The sequence below is a fragment of the Chrysiogenia bacterium genome, assembly GCA_020434085.1.
In the GTDB taxonomy this organism is placed as follows: Bacteria; JAGRBM01; JAGRBM01; order JAGRBM01; family JAGRBM01; genus JAGRBM01.
The window spans coordinates 1-19,715 of record JAGRBM010000137.1 but is presented as its reverse complement, the minus strand read 5'-3'; the positions used below and the strand labels follow the sequence as shown (position 1 = coordinate 19,715).

Annotated in this window: 16 protein-coding genes; 8 read left to right on the top strand and 8 right to left on the bottom strand. The window is 64.6% G+C overall.

What is annotated here, in order from left to right; translation table 11 throughout:
• Positions 1 to 32 precede the first annotated feature (32 nt).
• From KDH09_04575 to KDH09_04545, 7 genes are read right to left on the bottom strand one after another with little or no spacing between them, the layout of a single operon-like run.
• Positions 33 to 812: a hypothetical protein gene (locus KDH09_04575; GenBank protein ID MCB0218947.1), complete on the bottom strand. Its 780-nt coding sequence runs from the start codon at positions 810 to 812 to the stop codon at positions 33 to 35.
• Positions 809 to 2,608 carry a protein BatD gene (locus KDH09_04570; protein MCB0218946.1) on the bottom strand — a complete coding sequence of 600 codons (1,800 nt, stop codon included), beginning with the start codon at positions 2,606 to 2,608 and terminating at the stop codon, positions 809 to 811. The genes KDH09_04575 and KDH09_04570 overlap by 4 nt, the downstream gene beginning before the upstream one ends.
• Complete coding sequence (locus KDH09_04565; protein MCB0218945.1) at positions 2,598 to 4,676, bottom strand: VWA domain-containing protein; 2,079 nt, start codon at positions 4,674 to 4,676, stop codon at positions 2,598 to 2,600. The genes KDH09_04570 and KDH09_04565 overlap by 11 nt, the downstream gene beginning before the upstream one ends.
• Entirely contained in the window at positions 4,676 to 5,653 is a 978-nt protein-coding gene (locus KDH09_04560) for a VWA domain-containing protein (GenBank protein ID MCB0218944.1), read from the bottom strand. The genes KDH09_04565 and KDH09_04560 overlap by 1 nt, the downstream gene beginning before the upstream one ends.
• Positions 5,653 to 6,657 (bottom strand): hypothetical protein, encoded by a 1,005-nt coding sequence (locus KDH09_04555; GenBank protein ID MCB0218943.1) that lies wholly within the window; start codon positions 6,655 to 6,657, stop codon positions 5,653 to 5,655. Before KDH09_04555 ends, KDH09_04560 begins: the two co-directional genes overlap by 1 nt.
• Entirely contained in the window at positions 6,657 to 7,535 is an 879-nt protein-coding gene (locus tag KDH09_04550) for a DUF58 domain-containing protein (GenBank protein MCB0218942.1), read from the bottom strand. The genes KDH09_04555 and KDH09_04550 overlap by 1 nt, the downstream gene beginning before the upstream one ends.
• A 45-nt stretch (positions 7,536 to 7,580) precedes the next feature.
• Positions 7,581 to 8,567 carry a MoxR family ATPase gene (locus KDH09_04545; protein MCB0218941.1) on the bottom strand — a complete coding sequence of 329 codons (987 nt, stop codon included), beginning with the start codon at positions 8,565 to 8,567 and terminating at the stop codon, positions 7,581 to 7,583.
• A 539-nt stretch (positions 8,568 to 9,106) separates the two neighbouring features.
• Between KDH09_04545 and KDH09_04540 the strand changes: the two genes are divergently transcribed.
• From KDH09_04540 to KDH09_04530, 3 genes are all read left to right on the top strand, one after another.
• Positions 9,107 to 10,849, top strand: coding sequence for a formate--tetrahydrofolate ligase (locus KDH09_04540; GenBank protein MCB0218940.1), 1,743 nt, complete (start codon positions 9,107 to 9,109; stop codon positions 10,847 to 10,849).
• Between the two features lie 333 nt (positions 10,850 to 11,182).
• Positions 11,183 to 12,955, top strand: a complete 1,773-nt coding sequence (locus KDH09_04535; GenBank protein ID MCB0218939.1) for a 2-oxoacid:acceptor oxidoreductase subunit alpha — start codon at positions 11,183 to 11,185, stop codon at positions 12,953 to 12,955.
• A gap of 27 nt (positions 12,956 to 12,982) precedes the next feature.
• Complete coding sequence (locus tag KDH09_04530; protein ID MCB0218938.1) at positions 12,983 to 13,999, top strand: 2-oxoacid:ferredoxin oxidoreductase subunit beta; 1,017 nt, start codon at positions 12,983 to 12,985, stop codon at positions 13,997 to 13,999.
• A 62-nt stretch (positions 14,000 to 14,061) separates the two neighbouring features.
• Here KDH09_04530 and KDH09_04525 read toward each other — a convergent pair whose 3' ends face one another.
• Positions 14,062 to 14,592, bottom strand: coding sequence for a CBS domain-containing protein (locus KDH09_04525; protein ID MCB0218937.1), 531 nt, complete (start codon positions 14,590 to 14,592; stop codon positions 14,062 to 14,064).
• Positions 14,593 to 14,900: 308 nt separating this feature from the next.
• Between KDH09_04525 and KDH09_04520 the strand changes: the two genes are divergently transcribed.
• The 5 genes from KDH09_04520 to KDH09_04500 all read left to right on the top strand — a co-directional run.
• The gene (locus KDH09_04520) at positions 14,901 to 15,989 is read left to right on the top strand and encodes a phosphoribosylformylglycinamidine cyclo-ligase (protein MCB0218936.1); all 1,089 of its coding nucleotides are present in this window, start codon (positions 14,901 to 14,903) and stop codon (positions 15,987 to 15,989) included.
• Positions 15,983 to 16,594, top strand: a complete 612-nt coding sequence (gene purN / locus KDH09_04515; GenBank protein ID MCB0218935.1) for a phosphoribosylglycinamide formyltransferase — start codon at positions 15,983 to 15,985, stop codon at positions 16,592 to 16,594. Before KDH09_04520 ends, purN begins: the two co-directional genes overlap by 7 nt.
• Positions 16,595 to 16,718: 124 nt before the next feature.
• Positions 16,719 to 17,501, top strand: a complete 783-nt coding sequence (locus KDH09_04510) for an enoyl-CoA hydratase/isomerase family protein (GenBank protein MCB0218934.1) — start codon at positions 16,719 to 16,721, stop codon at positions 17,499 to 17,501.
• 15 nt (positions 17,502 to 17,516) lie between these two features.
• Positions 17,517 to 18,656 carry an acyl-CoA dehydrogenase gene (locus KDH09_04505; GenBank protein ID MCB0218933.1) on the top strand — a complete coding sequence of 380 codons (1,140 nt, stop codon included), beginning with the start codon at positions 17,517 to 17,519 and terminating at the stop codon, positions 18,654 to 18,656.
• 209 nt (positions 18,657 to 18,865) lie between these two features.
• On the top strand, positions 18,866 to 19,715 hold an 850-nt coding region (locus KDH09_04500), incomplete at its 3' end, for an AarF/ABC1/UbiB kinase family protein (protein ID MCB0218932.1).

Genomic DNA, 19,715 nt, shown 5'->3' with positions numbered 1-19,715 from the left:
TCCCCCGGTTGCCCGGTCACTCCGGAATGGAGCTACCGCACCGGCGGGAGAAGATCACTTACTGCTGAGCTCGGGAGCCAGCCCTCAAACTCCCCGGGCAGGCTTACTTCCACCCAGGTTCCCCTGCTTCGTCCGCGATCCACCAGTCTTCCCGCCGCCAGTCGCAACACTTCCGACTCTTCTTCGGTCGGGCCCGCGCGAACGCTGACCCCGTCGTCCATGATCACGGCTTTCGGCTGGGAAAGCTGTTGGTGTTTAGCATAAGCAATCGCCAATGCCCCAGCAAGAAATGCCAGGGCGGCAAATCGGCCCAGACGGGCCCACTCGCCCCGCTGATCGTCCCGCCAGCGAACCTGGGCGATCCACAAAACCCAGAAGATCCACCAGAGGACAAGTCCCGCCCACGCCAGGTCCGGGGTGCCCAGGCTCTCATACCAGCTCACCACCCCTTCGAGCACGCCGGCGCTCAGGCGCTCGGGCTCCCCCGGAATGCGCGCGCGCAGAATCTCCAGGTTGCGGCGCACGTCCTCGTCGCCGGGCTCAAGAAGCCGCGCCCGCTCGAAGTGCAGGCGCGCCCGGCCGATCTGATCGAGCTTGGCGTAGGCGCAGGCCAGGTTGTATTCGAGCCGCTCGTCGCTCACGCCCTGTTCCAGGGCGCTCTCGTAGTATTCGACCGCCTGCTCGTAGACGCCGTCGCGGTAGCTCTGGTTGCCCTGGTTGTAGAGCGAGGCCGAGGCCGCCGATTCCGCGGCAAAGCCCCGCGCCGGCACAAGCGCCAGCAGAGCAATCAGCAGGAAACGAAGTACCTTCATCCCCTCGCCTCCCGGAGTTTCTCGCCCAGGGCGCGGGCGTCCTCGGTCCAGTTGCCCGATTCGCTGCTGCCGCCAAAGCGCGCGGCATCGGCGCTCTCGAGGAAGGAATGGAGCGCAGCGCGCACCTCTTCATCCACGCCCAACGATTCGAGCCGCTCGCCCAGTTGCTGGTGGGTGAGCCCGATGGCCTCAAAGTCCCACAGGTCGCTGATCACCGCAAGGAGCGCCTGCGCGCTGGCGCCGGCCTGCGCGACGGGATCGCTCAGTGCCGCTGCTGCCTTGAGTTCCTCGCGGAAGCGCTTTCCGGCGCGCTTGAAGCGCGCCCAGGACTTGTCGGTGGCCTCGCGGCTGCGCCGCCGGTCCCAGACAAGCATGAGGCCAAAGAGCCCCACCGGCGCGGCGCCCAGCGCGAGAAATCCCGCGCTCAGCCAGGTGGATTTCGCGCTGACCGCCAACGACTCCGCGTCGGGCTTGATGTAGCGAAGCTCGGCGGGCTTGCCGCTCTCGTAATCCTCGGCCCCGGTGCTCATCTCAATGTCCGTGGCGCTGCCGGCGCCGGGCTCGGCCTGGCCGCTGACCGTGAGCTTTACAGGCGGGGACTTCCAGACACGGTACTGGCGCGCCACCGGGTCGAACCAGCTGAAGGTCGCCGGCTGGAGTTCCTGGGTTCCCGGCCTGCGCGGCACAATCAGAAATGAATATTTCTTGCGGTGAATGAGCCCCTGGTCGGAGGTCGCCGAGCTGGCCTCCTGCACCTGGGCGTCGAAGCTGTCGTAGCCCGGCGGCAGGGTGAGCGTGGGCGTGCGCATGGCCACGCTGTCGCCGCGCAGCGAGACGTCCACCGTATAGGGGACCACTTCGCCGACCTTGGCCTGCCGCGTGGTGAGCTGACCGCTGATGCCCACCTGCCCGACTACGCCGGAAAACTCCGCCGGGCGTCCGTCGTCGGGAAGCGGCAAGACGGTGAGTTTGTGCTGCTGCGTCTGCGTCTGAACCGCGCGCCCGCGAAAGCGCGAGAAGAAGCTGTCGAAGAACGGATCCCAGTCGTTGCCGCGCGAGCCGGAGAGCTGCAGTTCCACGCCAATCGGCGGAATGACCAGCGGCCCGCTCTTTAACGGATAGAGAACCAGGTTCACCATCGCGGCGCTGTAGTAAGTCGTATCGCCGCGCTTTACCTGGTCGAGGTTGATGTTACCGCGGCGCTCGATGTTCAGGATACGCACGCCCGGAATGCTCGGAATGCCGCCGCCGGTAAAACCGAAGCGGACAAAGGGACTGACCGAGAAGACGACCAGGGAGAGCCGAATCTCCTGCCCGGGATAGAGCGCGGAGGGCGCCAGCACGCGGGCCTCTGCGAAGTAAGGGACCTTCTGCCCCTTGGCGAGTGCCTCGTCGGGCGCGACCGCTTCTTCGACCGTGAGCGCAAGGGGCTCGCTCCCGTAGCGCCGGCCTGCGATCGGCACCATCACCGGCGGGAGCCGGATGTCTCCGGAACGTCTGGGCCGCAGCCGGTAGCTGAACTCCTTGGTCACGCTGCTGGCGCCGTTGACAAAAGAAGTCTGGAAGGAACTGCCGCGGCTGATGACCTCGAAGTTCTCCGAGAGCTCGCGCGGCAGCTCCGGCTCGATGCTCGGCACACTCGCACTGCTTGAGGAAACCGACACCGTGAGCATCACCGTCTCGCCCGCGCGCACAACGGGGCGATCGAACTCGGCGACGACCTGGTACTGCGCCAGCGCCGGCAACACGCTTGCCAGCAGGAGCACCAGAGACAGCAGTGCCGACCTACCAATCATGGTCCCCCCTCGATTGCTGGAGCGCGGTGCGCTGGCGGCGACGCAGCTCGCGCTCACGCTCCGCCAGTGCGTCGAGAATGCGTTCGGCCTCATCGCGCGAGACTTCCTCGGCGCTGCGCGCCTGGGTGCCTTCGCCCTCTGAAGCTTCACTCTGCTCATCGCCGCTCTCTGCGCCCTGGCTCATGCTCTGCGAGCCCTGCTCATCATCAGGCTGGTCCCGTGAATCCTGCTCGCCCTGGGCGCCGGCCATCTGCTGCTCTTCTTCGTCGTTGCGCTGACGATCACCGAGGCCCTCGGGCTGCTGCTCTTCGTTCTGCTCGCCCTGCTCGGACTTCGATTGTTCCTCGCCGTCCTGCTCGGGCTCCTGCCCCTGCTGGGCCTGGGCCATCTGCTGGCCTTCCTGCCCGTCCTCGGAGTCGTTCTTTTCGCCCTGCTGGGCCTGCGCCTGCTGGGCGCCCTGGGACTGCTGCTCTTCGTCGCCGTCCTGCTTCTCGCCCTGCTCGCCGCTCTGCTGCTGCATCTGTTGCTGCTGGAGCATTTGCAGATACTTGGCCGCCATCTCGAAATTGTGCTTGGCCGAGAGATCCTGCGGGTCGAGTTCCAGGCTGCGCTGGTAGCGGGCAAGCGCCTGCTTCACATCGGCCTGGGGGTCGGCGCCCTGCGACGCCCCGCCCTCCTGCTGGGCGGCCGCCGCCCGCGAGAGCGCGGCCGTGCCGGCATTGTAGTGCGCGCGCGCCCGAAGCTGCTGGTCTGCCGCCATGCTCGCCGCGCGGTCCCACTCGGCAATGGCATCATCAACGCGCCCGGCCTTGTAGTAGGACGCACCGAGGTTGTAGTGCAACAGCGCGGCGTCATTGGCACTCCGTTCATCGCCCGAAACTTCGGGCGCCTGATCGAGCGCCGACTCGAATTGCTCGGTGGCCTTGTCGTATTCCTCGCGGCTGTAGGCGGCAACGCCCTTCTGCGTCGCGCGATAGGGCCCCCAGTCGAAACCGCTGAGACAGAGCCAGAGTGCCAGCGCCAGCAGCGAGGCACCGCGCAGGCTCGCACTGGCAGCACGCGAGGCGCGCCGCGGCGCCACCGGCCAGAGGAGCTCGATCCACAGCAGCAGCAGCGCCGGGATCAGCAGCCAGGCATACTGCTCGGAATAGCGGTAGAGATTTTGTTCTTCAAAAGTCGCACGGGCGAGCTGCTCGATCCCGTTCTGGATCTGCTGGATCTCACGCAGGTTCGAGGAGAGCGTCCAGTACTGGCCGCCCGCCTCGCTCGCCAGGCGCCGGAGCGGCTCTTCTTCGAGCCGCGAGACGACGACCTGCCCATTGGGATCGGACTTGTAGGCGGAGAACTCGCCCGTGGGCGCGCGAATGGGAATGGGCTCGCCCTCGGTTCGGCCGATTCCGAGCACGAAAAGCTCGACGCCTGCGTCTTTCACCTTCGAGGCGGCCTGTTCGAGCCCGCCACTCCAGTCCTCGCCGTCGGTCAGCAACAGGATCGCCCGGCCCGCCTCGGGATCGGCCGACTCAAGCGCTGTCAGCCCGCCCATGATCCCGCGGAAGATCGCCGAACCCGGCGCGCCGACGGTTCCGGGATAAAGCCCGTCGAGCATGAGATCGATCGCCCGGTAGTCGGCGGTCATCGGGCAGAGAAGCTGCGCGTCGCCGGCAAAGGTCACCAGCGCCAGCCGGTCACCGGCAAGCCGCTCGGCCAGAGAATTGATCGTCCGGCGCGCGAGCAGGAAGCGCGAGGGCGGCACGTCTTCGGTCGCCATGCTCAGCGAAGTATCGAGCACGACTGCCACCGCGGCGCCGCTTCGCTCGGCCTTGCCCTGCTTGGTTCCCGATTGCGGACGCGCCAGCGCGCCGGCAACGAGTGCCAGCGCCAGTAGCGGGAGCAGCGCCCCGAGCACGCGGCGCGTGGTGCTGGGCGCGGTGTGAAGGCGCGCAAAACTCGCACGGCGGGCGAACTGCTCGGCGCGGCGCCTTTGACGCCCCAGCGCCCACCACGCCAGCGCCGCCAGCACGGGTAGCGCCAGCCAGAACAGCAGCCATGTGGGCTCGACCAGTCGCATCAGGCCCCCGCCAGTCCCTGCAGCCAGGTGCGCCGCAAAATAAATTCGCCAAGCAGACACAGCAGCGCCAGCAACGCCCACGGGGCAAAGGCCTCGCGGTACTGGCGTACCACACCGGCGTCGATCTTTCCTTTTTCGAGCCGGCTGATCTGGTCGTAGACCTGTTCGAGAGCTTCCTCACTCTCGGCGCGGAAGTACTGACCGCCCGTCGCCTCGGCGATCTGGGTGAGCTGGTCTTCGTCCACGGGCGCGGGGCGGTTTCCGAAGAAGCGCCCGATCAGTCCCGGCGACTGGCCCTCGCGCGAACCGGCTCCAATGGTGTAGACGCGCACGCCCATGGTGCGCGCCAGCTCGGCGGCAGTGAGCGGATCGACTTCGCCCGCGTTGTTCTGCCCGTCGGTGAGCAGGATGATCACCTTGCTCTTGGCCTCGGATTCGCGGAGGCGGTTGACTGAGGTGGCCAGCGCCGTGCCGATGGCGGTCGAGCCCTCGTTGGAAAAACCGGTTCCCTCGATGATCTGGCGAAGCGCGGCCTGATCGATGGTGAGCGGCGAGCGCGTAATCGCCGTTGTTGCAAAGGTGACATAGCCGATGCGGTCGTGGGGACGGCCCTCGACAAAGTCCGAAGCCACCCGCCGCGCCACGGCGAGCCGGTTGGGTTTGAAGTCGTTGGCCTTCATCGAGCCTGAGACATCAAGCGCCAGCACGATGTCGATGCCCTCGGCCTCGAAGGTCTCGCGGGTGAGCGCGCCCTGGGGCCGCGCCAGGGCAACGATCAGAAAGACCATCGCCAGCACGCGCAATGCAAGCGGCAGTTCCGAGAAGGCCGCGCGCGGGCCGCGGGAGAAACCGCGCAGCACGCCCGAGAGTGAGTAGCGCACGAAGGCGCGTCTGCTCTCCCGCGCGCGCAGCAGATACGCCACGCTGATTGCCAGCGGGATGAGCGCAAGCAGCCACCAGGGCGCGGCAAGTCGCATCAGCGTGCCCTCCCCTCTGCGATGTCCAGCGCGCTGGGCCCCTCACCGAAAGTGCGCAGAGCAGGTTTGGTTCGCGTTACCCAGGTGCGCGTCTGCGAGAGCATCGTGCGGGCGCGCGCCTCTTCGAGGGGAACCTTCGCGAATTTCACAAGGTCCCATTCCTCGAAAAGCGCCAGCGCTTCGTCGCGATCATTGGCGTCGATCTCGGCAACATTCTTCATGGAGCGGCGCAGCTCGTCGGTGGTCTGCTCGCTCGCAAGGAACTTGTAGCGGCCTTCGAGATAGGCGCGCAGGATCTCGGAGAGCTCGAAGCACTGCTCGCGCATCTGGCCCCTGCCGGGCAGGTCGCGCGCTTCGAGCGCGGCAAGTGCGCCAAGAGCCACCTCGTGCGCCGGCGGAGGCGGCGGCGCGGGCGCGGCATCAAGCGGCAGCCCCTTGCGCACGCGCAGGTAACGGCGCAGCCCCCAGATGAGCAGCGCGAACAACGCCAGAGCGCCGAGGCCATAAAGGATGTATTTACCCATGGAGAGTTCGGCGCTCTGCGGGCCCTTCACGTCCTTGAGGCTCTGCTCGTCCTCGGTGGTCAGGCGCTTCATCACCAGCGAATGTGCAGTGGTTTCGATGCGGGTGCGCTTGCCGTCCTTGCCCATCCAGTCGATATCGAGGGCAGGAATCTCTTCGAGTTCGAGATCGAAAGAGGAAAGAATCAGTTCGAGCTGCGTCGGCGCGCTCTGCCCCTCCGGCGTTACCCAGTGCGCGCCCTTGAGAATTACTTCATCGGGAATCCCGTCCACACGCGGCTCACCCGAAGCTCCGGTTCCGTCGGGCAAATCAATGCGCAGCCTGAACTCGTCGCCGATGCTTACTTCGCGGCTCGAAAGTTCGCTCGTCACCGGGAGCGGCGCGCTCGCAGGTTGTGCTGCCTGCGCGGGCACTTCTACAGGCGCCTGCGCCCATGCGGGCGCGGCGAGCAACAGCAGCAACGCAGCGAGCAGGCGCTTCACTACCTCCCCCTCCTTTGCTGGCGCGTGCGGAAGAGTGAGACGAGCTCGCGCTCGTAGGGAACGGTGGCGTCGATGCGCAGGTACTCGGCACCGGCGCGGCGGACGCTCCCTTCGAGCTGGTCGGCGTGCTTTAGCGCGTGAATGCGGAACTGGTTCTGAAATTCCTCGCTGGAGGAATCGATCAGCACGCGCGCACCGGTCTCGGGGTCTTCGAGCTCGAGCAGGCCCACCCGCGGGATTTCCAGCTCGCGGTGGTCGGTCACTTCAATGCAGCTCACGTCGTGCTGCTTGGAGAGTGCGCGCAATGGGCGCTCGAATCCCCCGTCGAGAAAGTCGCTGAGCAGAAAGATCACCGCGCGCCGGTGCAGGATGCGGCGAAGGAAGGCGAGCGCGTCGCCCACGCTGGTGCCCTTGCCGCGGGCCTTCGCGCTCACCAGCTCACGAATCACCTGCAAGCCGTGCTTGCGGCCCTTCTTGGGCGGAAGGAAGAGTTCGTTCTCATCGGAAAAAAGCAGCAGCCCCACGCGGTCGTTGTTGCGGATGGCCGAGAACGCCAGCAGCGCGGCAATTTCGGTGGCGACTTCGCGCTTTAACTGGTTGCCACTGCCAAAGGCACTCGAGCCCGAGACATCGACGGCGAGCACGACGGTGAGCTCGCGCTCCTCGGCGAAGACCTTGACGAAGGGATGGCCCATGCGCGCGGTGACGTTCCAATCGATGGCACGCACGTCGTCGCCGGGCACGTAGTCGCGCACTTCGGCCACTTCCACGCCCTGCCCTTTGAAGGCGCTGTGGTAGCTGCCGGCCAGCACGTTGTTGACGAGTCGCCGCGTGCTGATCTCGATGAGCCGCACCTTGCGCAGGACTTCGGCGGGGATGCCTCCGCGCTCCTCTGCGGCCGTCTGGGGATTGGCCGCCACGGGTTAAGGCACCTCGATCGAATCGAAAAGTTTCTGGACGATGTCGTCGGCGCTGACTTCTTCGGCCTCGGCCTCGTAGGTGCGAATCACGCGGTGGCGAAGCACGTCGAAGCCGATGGCCTTGATGTCTTCGGGCGTGACGTAGCCGCGCCCGCGCACAAAGGCATGGGCCTTGGCCGCCTGCAGCAGCGAGATACTCGCGCGCGGCGAGGCGCCGTATTCGAGGAGGTTCGAAAGCTCGTCCAGGCCGAAGGCGCCGGGGTCGCGGGTGGCGCCAACCAGATCGAGGACGTAGTCCTTGATCTTCTCGTCCACGTAGACGCTGCCGACCACTTCGCGGACTTTCAGGAGTTCCTCGCCGTGGATGACGGGTTCGAGATCGGGCATGCCCGCGCTCACGCGATCGATGATGAGTCGCTCCTGGGCGCGCGTGGGGTAGCTCACCTTCACGTGGAGCATGAAGCGATCCACCTGCGCCTCGGGCAGCGGGTAGGTCCCCTCCTGCTCGATGGGGTTCTGGGTGGCGAGCACCAAGAACGGCGCCGGGAGCTTGTGCGTGGTATCCCCCAGGGTGACCTGGTGTTCCTGCATGGCCTCCAGCAGCGCGCTCTGCACCTTGGCAGGCGCGCGGTTGATCTCGTCGGCCAGCACGATGTTGGCGAAAACGGGCCCCTTCTTGGCCTCGAAGGCCCGGCGCTCGGGGTCGTAGATCATGGTGCCGATCAGGTCGGCGGGCAGCAGGTCCGGGGTGAACTGGATGCGCGAGAAGGCCAGGTGCATCGAATCGGCCACGGCCCGCACGGCGGTCGTCTTGGCAAGGCCCGGAACGCCCTCGAGAAGGACGTGCCCGTTGCAGAGCAGTCCGATGATGATTCGCTCGACCAGGTCTTCCTGCCCGACGATTACGCGGCCCACATTTTCGAGCAATTTCTCGACAAAAGCCGCCTCCGCGCGGACTTTTTCATTGATCGCGGCCACTTCGGGTCTCATGGGGAACCTCCGAAAATTCCTTGGGAAATCGCGCCTGTGGGCGGGCATTTAACACGCCCGGAGCGCCCGGCGCAATCAGCGCCCTCACAGCAGATGGGAGGGGTTTAGCAAGTGAAGATTAAAGGAAGATGAAGCGGCCGAGTCTTCCCCTCGCAAGCCCAGGAGGTCGGTGAACCCTCCGCTGTCCTAGACGTGAGCGTGGACGTGCTAGTGCTCGACGAGATGAGGCCAGCCCCCTCGCAACCCATGAAAGTGAACCTCCAATGTGCTGAATGTTCATGACTGGGGAACCTGCGCTTCCATTTCCATGCGGGCCCCTCATCGTGCACGAGCACGAGCACGAGCACGCTCACGCTCACGACTGCCGAGCTCACTGGTGCCAGCAGTGGCTGACGGGAGCTACGTCGAATTTGAGACATGAGCCCCCAACCCCCTGAAACCGCTTGCATTTCTCGCCCTGCGTGCTGAAGATGCGCCTCTGTCCCCGGGTTTGGTGATTGGGACAATTTCTGACTCTGACGGAAAGACACGCAGCACAGATGGCAACCAGGAAAAAGGCCCCGAAGAAGGCCGCAAAGACCGCCTCCAAGAAGAAGAGCGGGCGCGCAAAGCGCGTCCCCAGCGACCTGGCCATTGCCCAGGCCTGCAAGATGCGCCCGGTCGACGAGATCGCGAAAAAGCTCGGCGTTCCGGCCAAGTATCTCGAGCACTACGGCCAGTACAAGGCCAAAGTGTCCCTTGAAGGCCTCTCCAACGGCAAGACCGCAGGCAAGCTCGTGCTGGTCTCGGCCATGACGCCGACCAAGTTCGGCGAGGGCAAGACGACCACCACCGTGGGCCTCGGACAGGCGCTGGCCAAACTCGGCAAGAACGTGGCCATCGCACTGCGCGAGCCCTCGCTCGGCCCGTGCATGGGCATCAAGGGCGGCGCCGCCGGCGGCGGTTACTCCCAGGTCGTTCCCATGGAGGACATCAACCTCCACTTCACCGGCGATCTTCATGCGGTGAGCGCGGCGCACAACCTGCTGGCCGCGTGCATCGACAACGCCATCTTTCAGAACAACAACCCGCTGCAGATCGACCCGCGCCGCGTGCTCTGGCCGCGGGTCATCGATTTGAACGACCGCAGCCTGCGGCAGGTCGTCATCGGCCTTGGCGGCACCATGCAGGGCGTGCCTCGCGAGTCGGGCTTCGACATCACCGCCGCCAGCGAGATCATGGCCATCCTGTGCCTCGCAAGCAGCTACACCGACCTTAAAAAGCGCATCTCGCGCATCGTCGTTGCGTTCAAATACAACGGCGACCCCGTCACCGTGCAGGAACTCGGCGTGGCCGGCGCGCTGGGCGCGCTGCTCAAGGACGCGCTCAAGCCCAACCTCGTCCAGACTCTCGAAGGCGTCCCCGCCTTCGTGCACGGCGGCCCCTTCGCCAACATCGCCCAGGGCACCAACACCGTACTGGCCACCAAGATGGCCATGGCGCACGCCGACATCACGGTGACCGAAGCGGGCTTCGGCTTTGACCTGGGTGGCGAGAAGTTCCTCCACATCAAGTGCCGCGGCGCGGGTCTCAAGCCCGACGCCGTCGTACTCGTAGCCACCTGCCGCGCGCTCAAGCTCCACGGCGGCCTGCCCCCCGACGGGCTCAAGGAACCCAACCTCGAAGCACTCGAGGGCGGGCTCACCAACCTTGAAAAGCACATCCACAACGTGCGCAAGTTCGGCCTGCCCGTCGTGGTGGCGGTAAACCGCTTCCCCGGCGACACGACCGAAGAGCTGCACTGCGTGCTGAATTTCTGCGAAAAGCGCGGCGTTCCTGCGGCAATCTCGGACGTTCACGCCGGCGGCGGCGCCGGCGGCATGGCGCTGGGCAAGCTCGTGGCCGAGACCCTCGAGGCCGGAACGGCCAATTTCCGTCCGCTCTACCGGCTCGAAGAACCGGTGAAGGCCAAGATCCGCACCATCGCCCAGGAGATCTACGGGGCAGCCGAAGTCGTTTACGAGCCAGCCGCCGAGAAGGACATTTCCGAGATCGAACGGATCGGCTTTGGCGGCCTCCCCATCTGCGTAGCCAAAACCCAGAACTCGCTCTCGGACCAGGCCGCGCTTCTCGGGGCGCCGCGGGGCTTCAAGCTCACGGTCCGCCGCGTCCACCTCTCGGCTGGTGCGGGCTTCCTGGTACCCATCACGGGCAACATCCTGCGAATGCCGGGCCTTCCGGCAAGGCCGGCGGCGCTCGATGTGGACATCAATTCCAGGGGTGAGATCTCGGGCCTCTTCTAGGCCGGGGTCGGCGCCTGGCCGCGCCTGGCCGCGCCCGCCCGGGCGCGCGCACATCCGCGGCACCGGCAGCGCAATCTTCTACTCTGCGCAGCGCGTTACAAAATGCCGCCAGATGCCCCTCTGGCCCCCGAAATCTTTGACTTTTTTCATTCGTGACCCTATACGGAACGGCAGTCAGGCGCTGTTCCACATATATTAGATAGGGTTAAGGAAGCCGAAGTGACGCCCCCATCCTCCGCCGCACAAGCGACTCAGAATTCCGATCCAACATCCAAGCGAACTGAAACACTTGACGCTGTCGTCATCCGATTTGCCGGCGATTCCGGCGACGGAATGCAGCTCACAGGCACCCAGTTCACCAACACCACCGCTGTATTCGGCAACGACTTCGCGACGTTGCCCGACTACCCGGCGGAGATTCGCGCGCCGGCCGGCACGCTGGCGGGCGTTTCGTCCTTCCAGGTGAACTTCGGCGACGAGCGCATCTACACCCCCGGTGACCAGCCCGACGTGCTGGTGGCGATGAACCCGGCCGCGCTCAAGGTGCACCTGCACGACCTGCGCGACAACGGCGTGCTCATCGTCAACGAAGACGCCTTTACCGAGGGCAACCTCAGCAAGGCCGGCTTCAAGAGCAATCCGCTCGAAGACGGTTCGATCAAGGGCTACCAGCTCTTCTCGATCCCCATCACCAAAATGACTCTCGAGGCGCTCAAGGACAGTCCGCTCAAGAACAAGGACCGCGAGCGCTGCAAGAATTTCTACGCCCTGGGCGTGCTGCTCTGGCTCTACCATCGCCCACTCACGGTCACGACCGAGTGGATCGAGACCAAATTCAAGAAGAAGCCCGACCTGGTCGAGGCCAACATCACGGCGCTCAAGACCGGCTACCACTTCGGTGAGACCACCGAGATGTTCCAGGTCAGCTACGAGATCGCACCCACCAAGCGCAAGCCGGGCACCTATCGCAACATCACCGGCAACGAGGCGCTCGCGCGCGGCCTTGCCGCGGCCTCCAAGATCACGGGCCGCCCGCTTTTCCTGGGCAGCTATCCGATCACCCCGGCCAGCGACATTCTCCACGAGCTCTCGACGTTCAAGAACTTCCGCGTGCACACCTTCCAGGCGGAAGACGAGATCGCGGGTGCTTGCTCGGCGATCGGTGCGTCCTTTGCCGGCGCGCTCGCCGTGACAACGACCTCCGGTCCCGGCATCGCGCTCAAGGGCGAGGCCCTGGGCCTTGCGGTGATGACCGAGCTTCCACTCGTCATCATCAACGTCCAGCGCGGCGGCCCCAGCACGGGCCTTCCCACGAAGACCGAGCAGTCGGACCTCAACCAGGCCCTTTACGGCCGCCACGGCGAGTCGCCCATGTGCGTGCTCGCCGCGCGCTCACCCGGCGATTGTTTCTACATGGGCATCGAGGCCTTCCGCATTGCCACCAAGTACATGTGCCCGGTGCTGCTGCTCACCGACGGCTACCTGGCCAACGGCGCCGAGCCCTGGCGCATCCCGGAAGCCTCCGAGATTCCCAAGTTCGAAGTGAAGATGGCCCAGCCCGAGCTGGCCGAGGGCGGATTCCTGCCCTACAAGCGCGACCCCAACACCCTGGCGCGCCCGTGGGCCATTCCCGGCACCCCGGCACTCGAGCACCGCATCGGCGGCCTCGAAAAAGCAGCCGATACCGGCAACGTCTCCTACGACCCGGCCAACCACGAAGCGATGGTCCGTACCCGTCAGGCCAAGGTCGAGAAGATCGTGCAAGAAATTCCGCCGCTTGAAATTACCGGCGAGAAGAGCGGCAAGCTGCTCGTTGTCGGCTGGGGCGGCACCTACGGTTCGATTCAGGCCGGCGTGCGCCGCGCGCAGCAGAAGGGCCTGTCCGTTTCGTCGGTTCACATCCAACACCTCAACCCGCTTCCCCCCGACCTTGGCGAGATCATGGGCCGCTTCGAGAAGATTCTCGTCCCCGAGCTCAATCTGGGCCAGCTTCGCAACCTGCTGCGCGCGACCTACCTCGTCGACGCGCAGGGCCTCAACAAGATCAAGGGACTTCCCTTCCGCGCGGTGGAGATTCTCGAAAAAATCGAGGAAATGCTGGGCTAAGCAGGCCTGGAAAGAAGAGACACAAGCATGAGTGAAGAAGCCGTCAAACTCGACCGCAAGGACTTCGTCAGCGACCAGGACGTTCGCTGGTGCCCGGGTTGCGGGGATTACTCGATCCTCGCCCAGGTCCAGAAGGTGCTGCCCGAGCTGGGCATCGCCCGCGAGAACTTCGCGTTCATCTCGGGCATCGGGTGTTCCTCGCGTTTCCCCTACTACATGAATACCTACGGGTTTCACACGATCCACGGCCGCGCCCCGGCGCTGGCCAGCGGCGTGAAGATTGCCAACCCCAACCTGCAGGTCTGGGTCATCACCGGTGACGGCGACGGCCTCTCCATCGGCGGCAATCACCTCATCCACGCGCTTCGCCGCAACATGGATCTCAAGATCCTGCTCTTCAACAACGAGATTTACGGCCTGACCAAGGGCCAGTATTCACCCACTTCAGAGATGGGCAAGAAGACCAAGAGCACCCCCATGGGCTCGGTCGATTACCCGATCCAGCCCGTGCCCCTGGCGCTGGCCTCTGAAGCGACCTTCGTGGCCCGCACGGTGGACACCAATCCCAAGCACCTGGCCGAGATGCTTCGCCGCGCCGCCGACCACAAGGGCTCGGCCATCATTGAGATCTACCAGAACTGCGTGATCTTCAACGATGGTGCGTTCAAGGACGTGACCGACCGTAGCGTGCGGGACGATATGTCGCTGATCCTCGAAGACGGTAAGCCGATGATCTTCGGCAAGGACAGTGACAAGGGCATCCGCATCCGCGGCACCAAGCTCGAAGTCGTGCAGCTCGGCGACGGTGTGAGCGAGAGCGACCTGCTCGTCCACAACGAGTCCGACCCGGACCCGGCGCTCTCCATGCTACTCAGCCGCATGCACGCGCCCGAGTATCCGGTTCCGCTCGGCGTCATCCGCGCCATCCGCCGCCCGGCCTATCACGAGATGCTGCTCGATCAGGAAGAAGAAGCCGTGCAGAAGAAGGGTGTCGGAGAGATCCGCGACCTGCTCATGGATTCCGAGACCTGGACCGTCCAGTAAGCCCCGCAAGCGAACACAAAAAAGCCCGCCTTCCGGCGGGCTTTTTTTATTGCTGACTTGGCTCAGCCTCCGTCACGACCACGGAATGCCAGGTCCGGCTCGGGCGGCAGGTTGAGAATGACTTCGGAGAAGTGGTCCACCAGATGGTCCATGATCTCACGCATGCTCACAATGCCGGTGGCCTTGCCGTTCTTGTCCACAATGGGCACGTGACGGAATCCGCCGACAACCATCTTATTGAGCGCAAAGGCCACGATCGCCGATTCCGGCAGGGTCTCGGGGTCCTTCGTCATGTAATCACCGACCTTGTGCTCGCTCAGCTTGAGCTGGCGTCCGACGATCTTGGTGAGCACGTCGCGCTCGGTAAAGATACCGGTGATCTTGCCGCCATCGACGACCAGTAGGGCGCCGATGCGCTTGCTGTTCATCAGGTCCACTGCTTCCTGCAGCGTGGCACCCGAACCAATGGTCACGACATCTACGGCCGAGAGCGTGGTGATGGGATCTTTGAGATAGGCTTCGAGTTCGTTACTGGGCGCCGTTGGATCGGGCGCATACGATTCGTCGATCTCTTCAAGGCTTTCTTCGATCATGGGACCCTCCTTCCCGGGACCTGCGCCAACCGCCGAAATGGCAGGCCGTTTGCGGTGCAGGTGAGAGCACGCGCCAGCCCGGTTTCTCTGGGTTCGGCTCGAACGCCGGGCGGATGCGTCTCAACAAACTTCATTGTATGCCCCGGGCGCAGGCGCCGCAACCGCGAAGATTGCCCCGTTGCGGCGTCCATGAAACGATTTGATTGCCGGGCAAAATCCGGCGCAGAGGCGGCGCTCTCGCCTTTCTCGTTGACGGCCCGCCAACGGGCAAGTAGGTAAGAGACGCCGACAAACGAGGCAACCAGAGCATGGCCCAAGCAAAAAAGACCACCCGTAAGAGTCCGTCCAGACGTCCGGCGAAACGGCTGAGTTACGCTGATGCAGGCGTCAGCATTGAGACCGGCGACGCTTTCATCGGAAAGATCGCCCCGCTGGCAAAGGCGACCCGCCGCCCCGAAGTCCTCGCGCCGCTCGGCGGCTTCGGCTCCCTCTTTGCCATTCCCAAGGGCTACCGCGATCCGGTGCTCGTCTCGGGAACCGACGGCGTGGGCACCAAGCTCAAGCTGGCCTTCGAGATGAACAAGCATGACACGATCGGCATCGATCTCGTCGCGATGTGCGTCAATGACATCGTCGTCCAGGGCGCCGAGCCCCTGTTCTTCCTCGACTACTTTTCGACTGGAAAGCTCAAACCCGCTATCGGCACGCAGGTCGTCAAGGGAATCGCCAAAGGCTGCAAGCTCTCGGGCTGCGCGCTCGTGGGCGGGGAGACCGCCGAGATGCCAGGCATGTACGCGCCGGGCGAGTACGACCTTGCCGGTTTTTCTGTCGGCATCGCCGAGCGCAAGCAACTGCTGCCCGCAAAGGCCATGCGCGCCGGCGACGTGGTCATCGGGCTTGCCAGCTCGGGCGTCCACTCCAATGGTTTCTCGCTCGTGCGCAAGATCATCGAGACGCGTGGACTCTCCCTGAAGAAACCGCTGCGCCCCGGCGCGAAGAAGACGCTGGGCCAATATCTGCTCGAACCCACAAAGATCTACGTCCCACTCGCGCTGGAGCTTCATCGCAAGGGGCTCGCCAAGGGTTTTGCCCACATCACCGGCGGCGGCCTGATCGGCAACCTCCCCCGCGTGCTGCCCGGCTCGCTCAAGGCACGCGTAACGCGCGGCGCCTGGCCGCGCAGCCCGCTCTTTGAGTTTCTCCAGGAGCAGGGCAATGTCGCGGACGCCGAGATGCTCAAAACCTTCAACTGCGGAGTTGGCTTCACCATCATCGCCGCCGAGAAGGATGCGCCGAAAATCCTTGCCCTGTGCAAGGCGCACAAGACCCCCGCCTGGATCATCGGCGACTTAGCCCGACGCAAGAGCGGGGACGAGGCATTCGAGATCACATGGTGAAGTTGCGCGTGGCAGTGCTGGCCTCGGGCTCGGGCTCGAACTTCCAGGCCATGCTCGACTCGGCCGCCCTCACGGAGGCCGGCGCGCAGATCGTCTGCCTGCTCTGCAACGTGCCCGGCGCGCGCGTCCTTGAACGCGCGGCCGGCGCCAAGATTCCCACCGAAATCGTCTCCCACAAGGACTACGCCGCGCGGGAGGAGTTCGACGCAGCCGTGGTGGAGCGCCTCCGGGCCTACGCCCCCGACCTCATCGCGCTGGCCGGCTACATGCGCATGCTCAGCCCGGTCTTCCTCCGCGCGTTCCCAGACAAAGTCATCAACATCCACCCTGCCCTGCTGCCGGCCTTCCCCGGCGTCCACGGGATCAAGGATGCCTGGGACTACGGCGTGAAAGTCACGGGTGTGAGCGTCCATTTCGTCGACGAGGGAATGGATACCGGGCCCATCATCGCGCAGCAGGCGCTTGCCATTGAAGAGGGCGAGAGCCTCGACGCCCTCGAAGCGCGCATTCACAAGATCGAGCACACCCTCTACCCGCGGGTCATCGCGGACTTCGCCCGCGGCAGAATCCGCCGCGAAGGACGCCGCGTAATCGTCGAGAAATAGCCAACACGCGCTGACGCACCCGTCAGAGCGCGCGGCCCCAGTGCCTTGCCCACGCGGGCGCGCGCGTCTAGTCTGCCCGGCCTCAGGCGCCCCCGACGCGCCGCTTTCTCAAGGAGAACCCACCGTGTCCTACGAGCATCTCGAGCTGCAGATCGAGGGCGGCATTGCCCTGGTGACCCTGAACCGTCCCCAGGCGCTCAACGCGCTCAACAAGCCGCTTCACGAAGAAATCCAGAAGGCCTTCGGCGAGTTGTCGAAGGATGAATCGCTTCGCGCGGTGATCGTTACTGGCGCGGGCGAGAAAGCCTTCGCCGCCGGCGCCGACATCGAATACATGAAGGGCATGGGTGAGTCCGAAGGCACCGACTGGGGCAAGGTCGGCCATGCCACCATGAACGCCATTGCCGCCTGCCCGCGCCCGACCATTGCCGCGGTCAACGGTTTTGCCCTTGGCGGCGGCCTCGAAGTGGCGCTGGCCTGCGACATCCTGCTGGCAAGCTCCAAGGCCAAACTCGGCCTTCCCGAAGTGACCCTGGGCCTGATTCCCGGTTGGGGCGGCACGCAGCGCCTTGCCCGCCGCGTGGGCCCGGGCCGCGCCAAGCAGCTCGTTTTCTCGGGCAATCACATCAAGGCCGACGAGGCGCTGGCCATCGGTCTGGCCGACGCGGTCATCGCGCCCGAGGACCTGATGAGCGAGGCGCGCAAGCTCGCCGAAACCATCGCCTCGCGCGGGCCCGAAGCCATCCGCTTTGCCAAGCAGGCCATCGACACCGGCATGCGCGAGGGATTCCAGGCCGGGCTCGATCGCGAGCTCGCGCTGTTTGGGAAATGTTTCACCACTGCCGATACCGCCGAGGGAATCGACGCCTTCCTCTCCAAGCGCAAGGCCGATTTCCAGGGCAAGTAACACAGGATCAGAACCATGAACTTTGAACTCACTGAAACCCAACGCATGATTCAGCAGACTGCGCGCGAGTTCGCGCAAAAGGAAGTGCGCCCGCTGGCCGAAAAAGTCGACCGCGAGCACTACTTCCCCAAAGAGAACGTAAAGCGCATGGCCGAGCTGGGATTCCTCGGCATGTTCATTCCCGAGCAGTGGAACGGAACCGGTCTGGACGCCGTGAGCTACGTGCTGGCCATGGAAGAGATCAGCGCCGCGTGCGCGACGACCGGCGTGATCATGAGCGTGAACAATTCGCTGGTATCGGCTGCCATCAACGACTTCGGCACCGACGAACAGAAAGAGAAGTGGCTCAAGCCCCTTGCCTGCGGCGAGAAGCTCGGCTGCTTCTGCCTTTCCGAGCCCAACACCGGCTCGGACGCGGCCGCCCAGCGCACCCGCGCCGAGAAGAAGGGTGACAAGTGGGTGCTCAATGGCTCGAAGAACTGGATCACCAACGGCCCGTTCGCCGACACCGCGCTGGTCATGGCAATGACCGACCCCGACAAGGGCGTTAAAGGCATCACTGCCTTTGTCGTCGACTGCAAGACGCCCGGCTACCAGATAGGAAAGATCGAGGACAAGCTGGGCATCCGCGGCTCGGCCACCTGCCAGATCATTTTGGAGAACTGCGAACTCAGTGACGACCAGGTCCTCGGCCAGGTGGGCGGCGGTTTCAAGGTGGCCATGAAGGTGCTCGACGGCGGCCGCATCGGCATCGCCTCCCAGGCGCTTGGCATCGGACGCGCTGCCTATGAGGCCGCCCGCGACTACGCCAAGGAGCGCGAAGCCTTCGGCGTTCCCATTGCCGAGCACCAGGCCGTCGCCTTCTACATCGCCGATATGGGCACGCGGCTCGAAGCCGCGCGCCTGCTTACCCTCAAGGCCGCCTTTCTCAAGGACAGCGGCGGCAGCTACGGCACCGCTGCCGCCATGGCCAAGGTCTACGCCTCCGAGGCGGCCAACTGGATCGCCACCAAGGCCATCCAGGTCCACGGCGGCAACGGCTATTCCACCGAATACCCGGTGGAACGCCACTTCCGCGATGCCAAGATCACCGAGATCTACGAAGGCACCAGCGAGATCCAGCGCGTGGTGATCTCTCGGGCGCTTCTCAAGTAACTTTTCGGAGTGAACCAGACTTACTGCAAAGGGCCGCAAATGCGGCCCTTTGTCGTTGAAATAACAAGGGATTCTGGATTTTGGACCTCCCACGTGGCAGACTCTCTGGCGGTTCCGGCAAACATCATGGCTTCAGGCTCACGCGCCCCGGGAGGCATTCTCCCCGCTTCGCGTGAATCAATCTTTCCCTGCCGGGCGCGGAGGCTGCGGTGCTTCACAATCCCTTCATTCGAACCGTGGTGTCGGTTGTCTTCTTCTTCCGCATTCTGTGGAGTTATGTCTGGTTCTCACTGGTGACCAGGCCGCTCACGCCGAAGGGCGAGCGCCGGGCAAAGGCAGAGGCCCTGCATGAGAAGAACGCCGCCTGGCTCTATCACTCCTTCGTGACGCTCAAGGGCGTCTACATCAAGATCGGCCAGTTCCTCTCCACCCAGATGGCGCTGCTGCCGACCCCGTATCTGGTGGAAATGACAAAGGTCCAGGACCGTGTCCCCGTGGCGAGCACCGAGGCCATTCGCCAGCGAGTTCTCGAGGAATACGGCAAACCGGTCGAGGAAGTTTTTTCGAAGTTCGAGCCCACTCCGCTGGCCTGCGCGTCCATCGGCCAGGTTCACCGCGTCACGCTCAAGGACGGCCGCGACGCAGTCATCAAGGTGAAGTACCCGGGCATCGACAAGTTCTTCCAGACCGACCTCAAGGTCATCAAGGCTCTGCTCCCCATCTTCGTGCGCATCATTGAGCTGGCCTACTACCGCGAAACTTCGGGCATCGACCATCGCAAGACCATCGGCGAGTTCGTCAAATACATCGGAATGGAACTCGACTACCGCAACGAGATCAAGAACCACGACCACATGCGCGAGCTGCTGGCCGATAAACGCGAGCAGGGAATGGTCATCATCCCCGAGCTCTATCACGACCACTGCCAGGAAGCGATCATCTGCATGGAGTACATCGATGCGCACAAGATGATGGACTGGTATGGAAACGGCCACGTGCCGGCCGAGAAGAAGGACTGGATCTACAGGGCGCTGCTGGAATCCTCGCTCTACACCATCG